Origin of the sequence: Streptomyces sp. NPDC001315, assembly GCF_042896175.1 — a bacterium.
Taxonomy (GTDB): domain Bacteria; phylum Actinomycetota; class Actinomycetes; order Streptomycetales; family Streptomycetaceae; genus Streptomyces.
In genome coordinates this window covers 43118-55578 of the sequence record NZ_JBIAWZ010000019.1, presented here as the reverse complement: position 1 = coordinate 55578, position 12461 = coordinate 43118, and the positions used below count along the sequence as shown (strand labels likewise).

At 71.5% G+C, this 12461-nt stretch carries 12 protein-coding genes; 6 read left to right on the top strand and 6 right to left on the bottom strand.

The genetic code is table 11. The features are described 5' to 3' along the window. Window positions 1-33 precede the first annotated feature (33 nt). The 4 genes from ACFY16_RS34205 (at window position 34) to fxsA (ending at window position 4208) form a co-directional block, all read left to right on the top strand. Complete coding sequence (locus ACFY16_RS34205) at window positions 34-474, top strand: Lrp/AsnC family transcriptional regulator (RefSeq protein ID WP_004002750.1); 441 nt, start codon at window positions 34-36, stop codon at window positions 472-474. Window positions 475-520: 46 nt separating this feature from the next. Continuing rightward, window positions 521-2137, top strand: coding sequence for an amidohydrolase (locus ACFY16_RS34200; RefSeq protein WP_390651115.1), 1617 nt, complete (start codon window positions 521-523; stop codon window positions 2135-2137). 541 nt (window positions 2138-2678) lie between these two features. Continuing rightward, window positions 2679-3488, top strand: a complete 810-nt coding sequence (locus ACFY16_RS34195; RefSeq protein ID WP_390651114.1) for a polyprenol monophosphomannose synthase — start codon at window positions 2679-2681, stop codon at window positions 3486-3488. Window positions 3489-3653: 165 nt separating this feature from the next. Continuing rightward, window positions 3654-4208, top strand: a complete 555-nt coding sequence (gene fxsA, locus ACFY16_RS34190) for an FxsA family membrane protein (RefSeq protein ID WP_390651113.1) — start codon at window positions 3654-3656, stop codon at window positions 4206-4208. 289 nt (window positions 4209-4497) lie between these two features. Here the strand turns inward: fxsA and ACFY16_RS34185 are convergent, their stop codons facing one another. The 4 genes from ACFY16_RS34185 to ACFY16_RS34170 all read right to left on the bottom strand — a co-directional run bounded on the left by ACFY16_RS34185 (window position 4498) and on the right by ACFY16_RS34170 (window position 7966). Then, window positions 4498-4872, bottom strand: coding sequence for an RNA polymerase-binding protein RbpA (locus tag ACFY16_RS34185; protein WP_055637205.1), 375 nt, complete (start codon window positions 4870-4872; stop codon window positions 4498-4500). 267 nt (window positions 4873-5139) lie between these two features. After that, window positions 5140-6486: an MFS transporter gene (locus tag ACFY16_RS34180; protein ID WP_390651112.1), complete on the bottom strand. Its 1347-nt coding sequence runs from the start codon at window positions 6484-6486 to the stop codon at window positions 5140-5142. A gap of 62 nt (window positions 6487-6548) precedes the next feature. Beyond that, window positions 6549-7316, bottom strand: a complete 768-nt coding sequence (locus ACFY16_RS34175) for a glycerophosphodiester phosphodiesterase (RefSeq protein ID WP_390651111.1) — start codon at window positions 7314-7316, stop codon at window positions 6549-6551. After that, window positions 7313-7966 carry a YitT family protein gene (locus ACFY16_RS34170; RefSeq protein ID WP_390651110.1) on the bottom strand — a complete coding sequence of 218 codons (654 nt, stop codon included), beginning with the start codon at window positions 7964-7966 and terminating at the stop codon, window positions 7313-7315. The genes ACFY16_RS34175 and ACFY16_RS34170 overlap by 4 nt, the downstream gene beginning before the upstream one ends. A gap of 99 nt (window positions 7967-8065) precedes the next feature. On the opposite strand from ACFY16_RS34170, the gene ACFY16_RS34165 reads away from it, so the two are divergent. After that, on the top strand, window positions 8066-9565 hold the full coding sequence (locus ACFY16_RS34165; RefSeq protein WP_390651109.1) for a PLP-dependent aminotransferase family protein: 1500 nt from the start codon (window positions 8066-8068) through the stop codon (window positions 9563-9565). Window positions 9566-9638: 73 nt separating this feature from the next. Here the strand turns inward: ACFY16_RS34165 and ACFY16_RS34160 are convergent, their stop codons facing one another. Further along, window positions 9639-11225 carry a hypothetical protein gene (locus ACFY16_RS34160; RefSeq protein ID WP_390651108.1) on the bottom strand — a complete coding sequence of 529 codons (1587 nt, stop codon included), beginning with the start codon at window positions 11223-11225 and terminating at the stop codon, window positions 9639-9641. Window positions 11226-11265: 40 nt separating this feature from the next. Next, a complete protein-coding gene (locus tag ACFY16_RS34155) occupies window positions 11266-11460 on the bottom strand; it encodes a hypothetical protein (protein ID WP_390651107.1) in 195 nt (64 codons plus the stop codon). A gap of 326 nt (window positions 11461-11786) precedes the next feature. Here ACFY16_RS34155 and ACFY16_RS34150 point away from each other — a divergent pair, with 326 nt between their 5' ends. Next, complete coding sequence (locus ACFY16_RS34150; protein WP_390651106.1) at window positions 11787-12179, top strand: ankyrin repeat domain-containing protein; 393 nt, start codon at window positions 11787-11789, stop codon at window positions 12177-12179. Window positions 12180-12461: the final 282 nt, after the last annotated feature.

Below are 12461 nucleotides of genomic sequence, written 5' to 3'. Positions count from 1 at the left end.
GAGGAGATCAAGGGCCCTGTAGGTTCTTGCGCCATGGAGGAGCTCGACCGTCAGATCGTGCAGCTGCTCGTCAAGGACGGGCGGATGAGCTACACAGACCTCGGCAAGGCCACAGGCCTGTCCACGTCGGCCGTGCACCAGCGGGTACGCCGGCTGGAGCAGCGCGGCGTCATCCGCGGCTACGCCGCCGTCGTCGACCCCGAGGCCGTCGGGCTGCCCATGACCGCCTTCATCTCGGTGAAACCGTTCGACCCCAGCGCTCCGGACGACATCGCCGACCGCCTCGCCGGCGTCCCCGAGATCGAGGCCTGCCACAGTGTCGCGGGCGACGAGAACTACATCCTCAAGGTGCGGGTGGCGACCCCGCACGAACTGGAGGAGCTGCTGGCGCGGCTGCGGTCGCTGGCGGGGGTGTCGACGCGGACGACGGTGGTGCTCTCGACGCCGTACGAGGCACGGCCGCCGCGTATCTGACCCACCTGCGTGCGGGGACGCCGCGGTGACGCGCGAGACTGTCCCCATGAGTGAGCGCACCGCCGAACCGAAGACCGTCCTGCTCCGCCGCGGAGAAGTCCACAGCCCCGCCGATCCGTTCGCGACCGCGATGGTCGTCGAGCGCGGCCAGGTCGCCTGGGTCGGCTCCGAGGGCGCGGCCGACGCCTTCGCGGACGGTGTCGACGAGGTGATCGACCTGGACGGTGCCCTGGTCACTCCGGCGTTCACCGACGCGCACGTGCACAGCACGTCCACCGGGCTCGCGCTGACGGGCCTCGACCTGTCCTCGGCTCCCTCCCTGGCGGCGGCACTCGACCTGGTACGGGACTTCTCCGCCGCCCGGCCGAACGACCGGGTCCTGCTCGGTCACGGCTGGGACGCCGCCCGCTGGCCGGAGCGGCGGGCTCCCCGGCGGGAGGAGCTGGACGAGGCCACCGGCGGCCGACCGCTCTACCTCAGCCGGATCGACGTCCACTCGGCCGTCGTCAGCACCGCCCTGCTGAAGTTGGCGCCGGACGCACGGGCCAAGGCCGGCTTCGCGGACAGGGAACCCCTCACCCGCGACGCCCACCATGTCGTCCGCGCCGCCGCCTTCGCAGCCGTGACGGCGCAACAGCGCATCGAAGCCCAGCGCGCTGCCCTCGCTCACGCCGCCTCCCTGGGCATCGGCTCCGTCCACGAGTGCGGCGGGCCGGAGATCTCCTCCGAGGACGACTTCACGGGCCTGCTGCGGCTCGCCGCCGAGGTGCCGGGACCGCGCGTCGTCGGCTACTGGGCCGAACAGGATGTCGAGAAGGCGCGGGAGCTGGGCGCGATCGGCGCCGCCGGGGACCTGTTCGTCGACGGCGCCCTCGGCTCGCACACCGCCTGCCTGCACCAGCCCTACACCGACGCCGACCACACCGGCACCGCCTACCTCGACGCCGCCGCGGTCGCCGCGCACGTCACCACCTGCACCGAGGCGGGCCTTCAGGCGGGCTTCCACGCGATCGGCGACGCCGCGGTGACCGCCGTCGTCGAGGGCGTCCGGGCAGCCGCCGAGAAGGTCGGCCTGGCCCGCGTCCGCGCCGCCCGCCACCGCGTCGAGCACGCCGAGATGCTCACCCCGGAGACCGTCGCGGCCTTCGCCGAGCTGGGCCTGACCGCCTCGGTGCAGCCCGCCTTCGACGCGCTGTGGGGCGGCGAGGACGGCATGTACGCCCACCGCCTCGGCGCCGAGCGGGCCCGGACGCTGAATCCGTTCGCGACCCTGCTGCGTGCCGGTGTTCCGCTCGCTTTCGGCTCCGACAGCCCGGTCACACCCCTGGACCCGTGGGGCACGGTGCGGGCCGCCGCCTTCCACCACACCCCCGAGCACCGCGTCTCCGTGCGCGCCGCGTTCACGGCGCATACGCGCGGCGGCTGGCGGGCGATCGGACGGGACGACGCGGGCGTTCTGGTGCCGGGCGCACCCGCGGACTACGCCGTGTGGCGCACCGACGAGCTCGTCGTCCAGGCTCCCGACGACCGGGTCGCGCGGTGGTCCACCGACCCCCGCTCCGGCACCCCGGGCCTGCCCGACCTCACGCCGGGCGCCGACCTCCCCGTGTGCCTGCGCACCGTGGTGGGCGGGCGGACGGTTTTCGTACGGCCGGGCGAGTGATCTACCGGGGCCGCCCGGCGCCGGTCGCCTGCCGCCGACCGTTGCGCGACCTGCGCATCCTCCGCGCTGACCAGCATGTTCTGGGAGAACTCGCAGGTCGAACGGCTGTTGACAGCCGACGGCGGGGGGCCGGTAGGTTCGGCCGAGTCCACCACCGGACGCCCGACCGGGGAACGTCCGCGTACTCGCCGCAGCGCCGCTGGGTCAGGGACGGTGTGCCGCACCGGGGCACCGCCACTGGGAGCCAGGCTCAGCGTCCGCGCCGACGGGGGAACGTTCCGGCCGGTCGGCAAGGTGTGACCCGGGTGGGGCCCGGTGCTCAGTAGACAACGGCTTTCGGTCGACCCGCAGCCAGCGGGTCCCAGGTCGGCCCGAAGGGCGCCGGGCCCCCATCCGCCGGACGCGCGTGTACATACGAGCCCAAAAGCGCGTTCTTACCCCGCTCTTGTGGAATCAACACCACCATACGCACGTGCTGTCACGTCACCGCAGGCCGCGGCCACTATGGTGGACCTCTGCGTATGGACATGAAGGGGCAGCAGTGAACGACGGCGACGGGACCCTCGCGGGACAGGCCCGAGGCAGGCAGTTCGGTCCGCTCGGCACGGCCTTGGTGATCATCCCGACCTACAACGAGGCGGAGAACATCAAGACGATCGTCGGCCGGGTGCGAAAGGCGGTCCCCGAGGCGCACGTGCTCGTGGCCGACGACAACAGCCCCGACGGCACGGGCAAGTTCGCGGACGAACTGGCGGCCGCGGACGATCACGTCCACGTGCTGCACCGCAAGGGCAAGGAGGGCCTCGGCGCCGCCTACCTCGCGGGCTTCCGCTGGGGCCTGGACAACGACTACGGCGTCCTGGTCGAGATGGACGCCGACGGCTCCCACCAGCCCGAGGAGCTGCCCCGTCTGCTGACCGCGCTCAAGGGTGCCGACCTCGTCCTCGGCTCCCGCTGGGTGCCGGGCGGCCGGGTCGTGAACTGGCCCAAGTCCCGCGAGTTCATCTCCCGCGGCGGCAGCCTCTACTCGCGCCTCGCCCTCGACCTGCCGCTGCGCGACATCACCGGCGGCTATCGGGCCTTCCGCCGTGAGACCCTGGAGGGTCTCGGCCTGGACCAGGTCTCCTCCCAGGGCTACTGCTTCCAGGTCGACCTGGCCCGCCGCGCGGTCAAGGCCGGCTACCACGTCGTCGAGGTCCCCATCACCTTCGTCGAGCGTGAACTCGGCGACTCCAAGATGAGCCGCGACATCCTGGTCGAGGCGCTGTGGCGGGTCACCGCGTGGGGCGTCGGGGAGCGGGTCGGCAAGATCACGAGCCGGGGCGGATCGGCGCAGCGGCCACAGCGGTAGCCGCGCCACTTGGTCACAGGGGTGGCCGTGCCAGTTGGCAGGGGGGCGGCCGCCGGGTCACGGCGGTAGCTGTGGACGCGGCCACAGCAGTGGCCGTAGGACCTCGCAGGCGCTGTTGATCAACCCCTTATGCCGCACTGAGACCGGCCCGGGCACACTGGAAGCATGACGACAGGCGCTCCGACCCCCTCCACCTCCGCCCGGCCTCCGCGTTCCCGCCTGCGGACCTTCCTGCCGCTCGGCATCGCGGCGTGGCTGGTGCTGGAGATCTGGCTGCTGACCGTGGTCGCGGGCGCGGCGAGCGGCTTCACGGTGTTCCTGCTGCTGGTCGCCGGGTTTGTGCTCGGCGCGGTGGTCATCAAGCGGGCGGGCCGACGCGCCTTCCAGAACCTGAACGAAGCACTGCAGCGCGGCGGCTCACCGTCGAAGGGCAGCGGCAACGGGCTGATGATGCTCGGCGGACTGCTTCTCATGATCCCCGGTCTGATCTCGGACGCGGTGGGTCTGCTCCTGCTGATCCCGCCGGTCCAGAAGGCCCTCAGCCGCTACGCGGAACGCACCTTCGACCGCACCCTGAGCCGGGCCACTCCCGGCACCCTCGGCGACACCTTCCAGCAGGTCCGCATCCACCGCCCGGACGGCAAGGTCGTCCAGGGCGAGGTCATCCGGGACGAGCCGGACACCGCGTCACAGGAGCCGCGGCCGCCGCTGACGGGCTGAGCAAGGGCGCGGGCGGCCCGCACAGCGCGGCACGCGCACAGCTGACAGGCTGAGCGCGGGAGCGGGCGACTGAGTTCGGGCGGGGCGACGGGCTGAGCACCCGCACCGACGCTCGCTGAGTACCGGCAGGGGCGTCCCGCTGTGCACCGGCGGGGGTCCCGCCGTGCACCGGCAGGGGCGTCCCGCTGTGCATCGGCACGTGAATGACCGCGGGCGCCGTACGGAAACTTCCCGTACGGCGCCCGCGGTCATTCACGTGCGCTGTAAACCCGCCCAGACCCCGCAGGGACTACGCGGACTTGCGGCTGTCGCGGGGATGAACCGCCAGGTTCATCGCCCCGGACCGCAGAACGGCCAGCCGCTCCTCGAGGACCTCTTCGAGTTCCTCGCGGGTGCGCCGCTCCATCAGCATGTCCCAGTGCGTACGCGCGGGCTTGGCCTTCTTTTCCTCAGGGCCGTCGCCGTCCACCAGGAGTGCAGTGGCCCCGCAGACCTTGCACTCCCACTCCGGCGGGATCTCCGCCTCGACCGAGAAGGGCATCTCGAAACGATGCCCCTTCTCGCATGCGTACTCCACGGCCTGGCGCGGGGCCAGGTCGATACCGCGGTCCGTCTCGTAGCTGGTCACCACGAGGCGCGTGCCGCGAAGAGCTCGCTCACTCATGAATCGTGCCTCCCGGGCTTGTCGCCCACAGGACAGGTGTCGCTGTCGTCGTCATCCGGTCAACGTCCGGTCGGCGGTAAAGATTCCCGTTCCGGGTCCCGTTCCGGGTCATGCGTCGCCGTCGTAGCCGCCCCTTGTTGTACCCACCAGCGCCCGGTTTGTCACATCTGCTAGCAGATGTCACCCAGCGTTTCGGCATCTTTGACGCGCAGTAACGGTACGCCTGGCAGGCCAAACGCGTACACTACCGCCCTTTCGTGTTGAGCGCTAAATCTTCTCGGGTACCGGATTGCCCGCGTCGCCGATCGCCCGCCGTACCGGAACCCGTGCAAGCAGCATGAACCCGATGACGAAGAAGATCACCAGAGAGATGATCGCGTCCCGATAACTTCCGGTCAGCTGGTAGGTGATCCCGAACAGGAGCGGACCCAGCCAGCTCATGCCCCGGTCGCTCATCTCGTACGCCGAGAAGTACTCGGCCTCCTTGCCGGGCGGGACGAGATGGGAGAACAGCGAGCGGGACAGCGCCTGGCTGCCGCCCAGCACCAGTCCGATCGCGGCCGCCAGCGCGAAGAAACCCACCGGCGCGCCCGCCGGCAGGAAGTACCCGGCTCCCAAGGTGACCGTCCAGGCCACCAGCGAGCCGAGGATCGTCCGCTTCGCTCCGTACGTCCGGGCCAGCCGTCCCATCGCCAGGGCGCCCGCCACCGCCAGCACCTGGACCAGCAGCACGGCCCCGATCAGCGTCGACTGCCCGAGTCCCAGCTCCTCGGAGCCGTAGACCGACGCCTGCGAGATCACCGTCTGGATGCCGTCGTTGTAGATGAGGTAGGCGAGCAGGAAGGACAGGGTCAGTGGGTGGCGGCGCATGTCGCGGACGGTCGCCGCGAGCTGCCGCAGCCCGGGAGCGGTGGCCTCCCGTGGTGCCGAACGGCGGTCGCGCAGCCGTCGCAGCGGTACGAGCGTGAAGGCGCCCCACCACAGGCCGGCCGATGCCAGACAGATGCGTACGGCAGTGGTCTCCGAGACGCCGAAGGAGTCGTGGGCCAGGTACAGGACCAGGTTCGCGATCAGGACCAGGGAGCCCGCCGCGTACCCGAAGGCCCACCCGCGCGAGGAGACCGCGTCGCGCTCCTCGGGCGTGGCGATCTGCGGCAGGTAGGAGTTGTAGAGCATCATCGCCACGGACTGCGCGGCATTGGCGACGATCAGCAGGACCCCGCCGAGCAGATACCGGTCTCCGTCGAGGAAGAACATGCCCGTCGTCGCCGCGGCCCCCACGTACGCGGCCGCGCCCAGCAGGGGCTTCTTGCGGCCCGTGCGGTCTGCGGCGGCACCGACCAGCGGCATCACCAGGACGGCCACGATCACCGACAGGGACACCGAGTAGGCGAAGAACGACCCGGCGCGCACCGGGACGCCCAGGGGATGGACGTACCCGCCGGTATCCGCCGCCGCCTTCGCGACCGATGTCAGATAGGGGCCCAGGAACACGGTGAGCACGCTCGTCGAGTAGACGGAGCACGCCCAGTCGTAGAAGTACCAGCCACGCTGCTCGCGCCGCCGGTCGGCGGCCTCGTCGGCAGTCGCCGTCCGCACGGTGTCGGTGCCCACCCGTGCCCTCGCTTCCCCGCTGAACGTGGCGTGCGAAGGGGGGTGGCCCCGGTGCTCCGGGCTCAGACCCAGACGCCCCGGTCCTCCATGACCTTGCGCAACGTGTCGATGTGATCGGTCATGATGCCATCGACTCCCAGGTCGAGGAGGCGGTGCATCCGATCCGCCTCGTTGATCGTCCACACGTGCACCTGCAGCCCGCGCGCGTGGGCGGCGCGCAGGAAGCGGCGGTCCACCACCTGGATGCCCGACTGTGACTCCGGTACCTGGGCGGCGACGGCGGAGCGGCGGAGCGCGGCCGGTACGCCCCACGAGCGCAGCCGCAGGTTGAGCACCCCCCGGGTGCCGTACGACGTCGCGAGCCGGGGCCCGGCCAGCCGCTGGGCGCGCGTGACGCGCGCCTCGGAGAACGAGCCCACGCAGACCCGGTCCCAGGAGTCGGTCCGGGCGATCAGGTTCAGCAGAGGGTGCAGCGCCGGCTCCGCCTTGATGTCGACGTTCCAGCGCACCTCGGGGAATGTCTCCAGGAGCTCCTCGAACAGCGGCACCGGTTCCTTGCCGCCCACGCGCGCGTGCCGTACGTCCTCCCAGCGCAGGTCCGCTATCCGGCCCGCGCCGTCGGTCACCCGGTCCAGCATCGCGTCGTGGAAGGCGACGAGCTTGCCGTCCCGCGTGGCGTGTACGTCGGTCTCGATGTACCGGTAACCCGTCGCGACCGCGCGTCGGAACTGCGCCACGGTGTTCTCCAGACCGTCCGCGGCCCCGCCGCGGTGTGCGAAGGCGAGCGGGCCGGGGTGGTCCAGGTACGGGTGGCGTACGAGCGTGGTCACGGACGCAGTATCGCTCCATGGGGTGTCCCGGCGGCAACCACCGTGCTGCCGTCGGATGCCGGCGGAACGGCGAACACGCGCAGGAAGAGCTGGGCGAGAGGGCCGATCGACACCGCGTACAGGACGGTGCCGACACCGATGGTCCCGCCCAGGGCGAAGCCGCTGACGACGACCGCCACTTCGACGGCCGTCCGCATCACGCGGATCGATCGGCCCGTACGGCGGTGCAGACCCGTCATCAGCCCGTCGCGGGGCCCCGGTCCGAACCGTGCGGCGATGTAGAGCCCGGTGGCCGCGCCGTTGAGCAGGATGCCGGTCAGCAGCAGCGCGATGCGTACGGCCAGGCCGTCCGCCTCGGGGACGAGTGCGAGGGTGCCGTCCATGGCGAGGCCGACCACGAACACGTTGGAGACCGTGCCGAGGCCGGGGCGCTGGCGCAGCGGGATCCACAGGAGCAGCACCGCCGCGCCCACGACGATCGACACGACGCCGATCGTCAGGCCCGTGAGCTCCGCCAGACCCTGGTGGAGCACGTTCCAGGGCTCCAGACCGAGGCCCGCCCGCACGAGGAGCGCGGAGCTCGCGCCGTACAGGGCCAGGCCAGCGTACAGCTGCATCAGACGTCGCCCGAGACGCCGTGATGTGGACAAGAGGTCCCCCCAGTGGTGGTAGTGGACTGACGCATGCCACTCTGTGGCTTGGGAAGAAAAGCCATCCAGGGCCAATTCGAGGAAGGTGGACTGGTAATCATGGCGCAGTGGACCTCTGCGGTGGGTGCGGCTCAGCTCGCCCGGCTGCTCAAGTCGCAGCAGGAGCGCCCGGCGGGACCCGGCACGCGTCGTCCGCCCGCCTATCGCGCATTGGCCGACGGTATCCGGCTGCTGGTGCTGGAAGGCCGGGTGCCGGTCGCCGCCCGCCTGCCCGCCGAACGGGAACTGGCCCTCTCCCTGGCCGTCAGCCGCACCACGGTCGCCACCGCCTACGAGGCGCTGCGCACCGAGGGCTTCCTGGAGTCCCGGCGCGGCGCGGGCAGCTGGACCGCCGTACCGGCCGGAAACCCGCTTCCCGCACGTGGCCTCGAGCCCCTGCCGCCCGAGGCGTTGGGGTCGGTGATCGATCTCGGCTGCGCGGCGCTTCCCGCTCCCGAGCCGTGGCTCACGCGGGCCGTGCAGGGGGCCCTGGAGGAGCTGCCGCCGTACGCCCACACGCACGGCGACTATCCGGCCGGTCTGCCCGCGCTGCGCGCGATGATCGCCGAGCGCTACACCGCGCGCGGGATCCCGACGATGCCCGAGCAGATCATGGTGACGACCGGTGCCATGGGGGCCATCGACGCGATCTGTCACCTCTTCGGGGGCCGCGGCGAACGCATCGCGGTCGAGTCGCCGTCGTACGCCAACATCCTCCAGCTGATGCGGGAGGCGGGCGCCCGGCTGGTGCCCGTCGCGATGGCGGAGGGGCTTGCCGGGTGGGACATGGACCGCTGGCGGCAGGTGCTGCGGGAGGCCGCGCCGCGCATCGCGTACGTCGTCGCCGACTTCCACAACCCGACCGGCGCCCTCGCCGACGAGGACCAGCGGCGGCGACTGGTGGAGGCGGCCCGCTCGGCGGGTACCGTGCTCGTCGCCGACGAGACGATGAGCGAGCTGTGGCTGGACGAGGACGTCGAGATGCCCCGGCCCGTGTGCGGCTTCGACACCGCCGGGTCCACGGTGATCACCGTCGGGTCGGCCAGCAAGGCGTTCTGGGCGGGGATGCGCATCGGATGGGTCCGGGCGGCTCCGGACGTGATCCGCAGCCTGGTCGCCGCACGCGCGTACGCCGACCTGGGCACCCCCGTGCTGGAGCAGCTCGCCGTGAACTGGCTGTTCAGCACCAGCGGGTGGGCGCAGGCCGTGGAGCTGCGGCGGGCTCAGGCCCGGGACAATCGGGATGCGCTGGTGGCGGCGGTACGGCGGGAGCTGCCGAGGTGGGAGTTCGAGGTCCCCAAGGGCGGGCTCACGCTGTGGGTGCGGGCCGGCGGACTGTCCGGTTCACGGCTCGCCGAGGCGGGCGAGCGGGTCGGGGTGCGGGTGCCGTCGGGGCCGCGCTTCGGCGTGGACGGAGCCTTCGAAGGGTACGTGCGGCTGCCGTTCACCGTGGGGGGAGCGGTGGCGGAGGAGGCCGCCGTGCGGTTGGCGGCCGCGGCGCGGCTGGTGGAGAGCGGCGCGACGGCGGGGACGGAGGCGCCGCGTACGTTCGTGGCGTAGTGGCGTAGTGGCGTGGGGCGTGGTGGGGTGACGGCGGGCGTGACCGTGGGCGGGCAATACCGACCGCCCGCGGTCACGCCTGCTCCACCACCGTCTTCGTCGGAACCGGTTCCGTCGGAACCGGCACCGTCCTGGGCTCCGCGTCCGCCGACGCGGAGCGTGGCGGCAAGAGGTCCACGACGGCTTGGCGGTGGGCGTCGGAGGTCGCTTCGTCGTAGGGATCCGGTGTCGCCGGGACCTGGAGGCGGTGCACCGGGCCCGCGCCCAGGCGGGCGTACCCGCGGCCGGGCGGGACGTGGGCGACGGGGGTCGTGTGCGGGGGAGCGCCGAGAACGGCCTCCAGTTGCTGGGCCGTCGCCGGACCGAGGACGGCACGCGCGCGTGTGTGCTGGCGTACCGCGTCGGTGAGGGTGTCCAGGCTGTCGAACTGCTCGGCCACGACCACCGTGACGTTGGCCGCGCGGCCGTGCCGCAGCGGTACCTGGAGCAGCGACTGGGGGTCCTCGCGGCCGTCGGCGGCGGCGAGGTGCGTGAACGCGCTCGGGCGATCGAGGATGATCCACAGCGGCCGCTTGGTGTCCTCCGGCGGCGGGTGGCCCTCCTGGCGGGCGCGGTTGGTGGAGATCAGGCGGCGTTCCGTCTCGTGGGCGGCCCACTCCAGGCCGGACAGGGCCCCGGCCAGCCCGCACTCGACCGCCAGGACGCCGTCCCGGCCGGTGAGGCAGGCGTACTCGCCGGTGCTGCCGCCCTCGACGATGAGCACGTCGCCGTACTGGAGGGCCTGCAGTGCGACGGAGCGCAGCAGGGTGGAGGTGCCGCTGCCGGGCTGGCCCACCACGAGCAGGTGCGGTTCGGTGGAACGGATGCCGGTACGCCAGACGACCGGAGGCACGTCACGCTGTTCCTCGCCGTAGCCGAGCGGGAGCGTGCGCTGGACCTGGGTGGGGTCGGTGAAGCCGAGGACCGTCTCGCCCGGTGCGGTGACGAAGCGCTGGGCGGCGATGTCGGTGGGGAGCGGGGCGAGGACCGTGACCGTGACCTGGTTGCCCTCCTCATCCCACGCGAAGTGGTACTCGCGGCCGCGACCCGACTTCGTGGTGAGCAGGTGCTCGATCCGTGCGCGGGACTCGGCCTCGCCGTCCGTGAAGTACGCCGGGTAGCGGATCACGAGGTGGGTGATGCGGCCCGTGTCGTCGAATTCGAACGACGGGAAGGTCTTCTCCCAGTCGCCGCCGTGGGCGTACAGCGGGGAGGGGTCCTCGGCGGTCGAGAAGTACGGGACCAGGGCCTCGTGCAACGACTGGAGGCGCTGCGTCTGGGCCTCGTCGGGGCCGTCGGGCTCCGACGGACCGCGGTCCCGGCCCTGCCAGGCTGCCGCCGCCATCAGGGTGATGACGGCGAGCAGCGGGCCGTACGGCACGAGTGCCACGACCAGGACCGCCGAGGCCACCAGGAACAGCAGCGGCCCCCGCTTGTCCTTGGGGGTCTCGGCCACCTTGCGCCGCCCGGCCGAGGCCAGCCGGCGCAGACCGCGGGTGATCGTGATCAGCGGGTGGAGGACGTCGGTGGCGCTGTCGGCCGCCGTCCGGGCCAGCTCCCGGCTCCGGGCGATCTGTGCGCTGCCGTTGCTCAGAATGCGAGGGAGGGGGCGCCGGGCCACTGCGGTCTCCTGAAGGTACGTGCGGACGACGGGGGCGGGGTCAGAACTTGATGCCGCCGAGGAGGCTCGCCAGGCTTTCGCCGCCCGCTGTGATGCTCGGGGCGATCGCGGTGCTCGCCAGGTAGAAGCCGAACAAGGTCGACACGAGGCAGTGCGACGCCTTGAGGCCGTCCTTGCGGAAGAAGAGAAAGACGACGATGCCGAGCAGGACCACGCCTGACATGGACAGGATCATTTTGGGTCTCCTGGTTCGCGGGGACAGTCACCATGAGTACTTCCAGGATCACAGGATGTATCCATACGATAAAAGGTGCAACTGGGTGAATTCCGTCTGATTTCCCTCGTGTGGCGGAAGGTCTGGTGGCCTGCCTGAGCAGGAGTGTTGCGTCGAACGGGTCTCGTGGTGATCCTTGCCTCGGCCGGGTCCCGTCATGTGCGCGCCGAGCCAGTACGCTGGCGATTCACCCATACGGCTGCACTTCTCGCGGCCGTACGCTTGCTTCCCACAGTCCCCACAGTTCCCAACGTTCGAAGTGTTCGTAGCGAGAGGCGGTCCGGCCGATGACTGATGCCCCCGACCCCGAGGTCGTGGAGCTGGCGACCAAGATCTTCGATCTGGCTCGGCAGGGGCAGACGGAGGCGCTCGTGGCGTACGTCGACGCGGGCGTTCCGGCCAACCTCACCAACGACCGTGGTGACTCCTTGGTGATGCTCGCCGCGTATCACGGCCACGCGGAGGCGGTGCGCGCGCTGCTGGCCCGCGGGGCCGAGGCCGACCGGGTCAACGACCGAGGCCAGACCCCGCTCGCCGGAGCCGTCTTCAAGGGCGAGGCAGAGGTCATCAAGGCCCTCCTGGAGGGCGGCGCCGATCCGGCCGCCGGAACCCCCTCGGCCGTCGACACGGCACGCATGTTCGGCAAGGCCGAACTGCTCGAGCTGTTCGGTGCGAGTTGAGCCGAGCGCTCTGAGCAGGCAGCACAGACTTCCTGATCAGGTACGACAGACAACACGGGGGAGGCGGAACGGGGCCGCCGGAAATTTCGGTCGCGGCAGACTGAGCTGCCGAGTCATCATGACGTCGTGCTTCACGGACGCGATGGCTGGGCAGGTGTTGCCGCACCGCGCGGGCCGTGATGCGGTCCGCATGGGCCACCGACGAGAGGCAGAGGAAAATGGTCTACAGCAAGCAGGAAGCGGCGGGCGCCCCGACGTGTTGTCACGCGGCCAGGTAAAGCA

Coding starts and splice junctions, on each gene's coding strand:
- ACFY16_RS34205 (WP_004002750.1), top strand. CDS start 34: ATGGAGGAGCTCGACCGTCAGATCGTGCAGCTGCTCGTCAAGGACGGG.
- ACFY16_RS34200 (WP_390651115.1), top strand. CDS start 521: ATGAGTGAGCGCACCGCCGAACCGAAGACCGTCCTGCTCCGCCGCGGA.
- fxsA (WP_390651113.1), top strand. CDS start 3,654: ATGACGACAGGCGCTCCGACCCCCTCCACCTCCGCCCGGCCTCCGCGT.
- ACFY16_RS34185 (WP_055637205.1), bottom strand. CDS start 4,872: ATGAGTGAGCGAGCTCTTCGCGGCACGCGCCTCGTGGTGACCAGCTAC.
- ACFY16_RS34165 (WP_390651109.1), top strand. CDS start 8,066: ATGGCGCAGTGGACCTCTGCGGTGGGTGCGGCTCAGCTCGCCCGGCTG.
- ACFY16_RS34155 (WP_390651107.1), bottom strand. CDS start 11,460: ATGATCCTGTCCATGTCAGGCGTGGTCCTGCTCGGCATCGTCGTCTTT.
- ACFY16_RS34150 (WP_390651106.1), top strand. CDS start 11,787: ATGACTGATGCCCCCGACCCCGAGGTCGTGGAGCTGGCGACCAAGATC.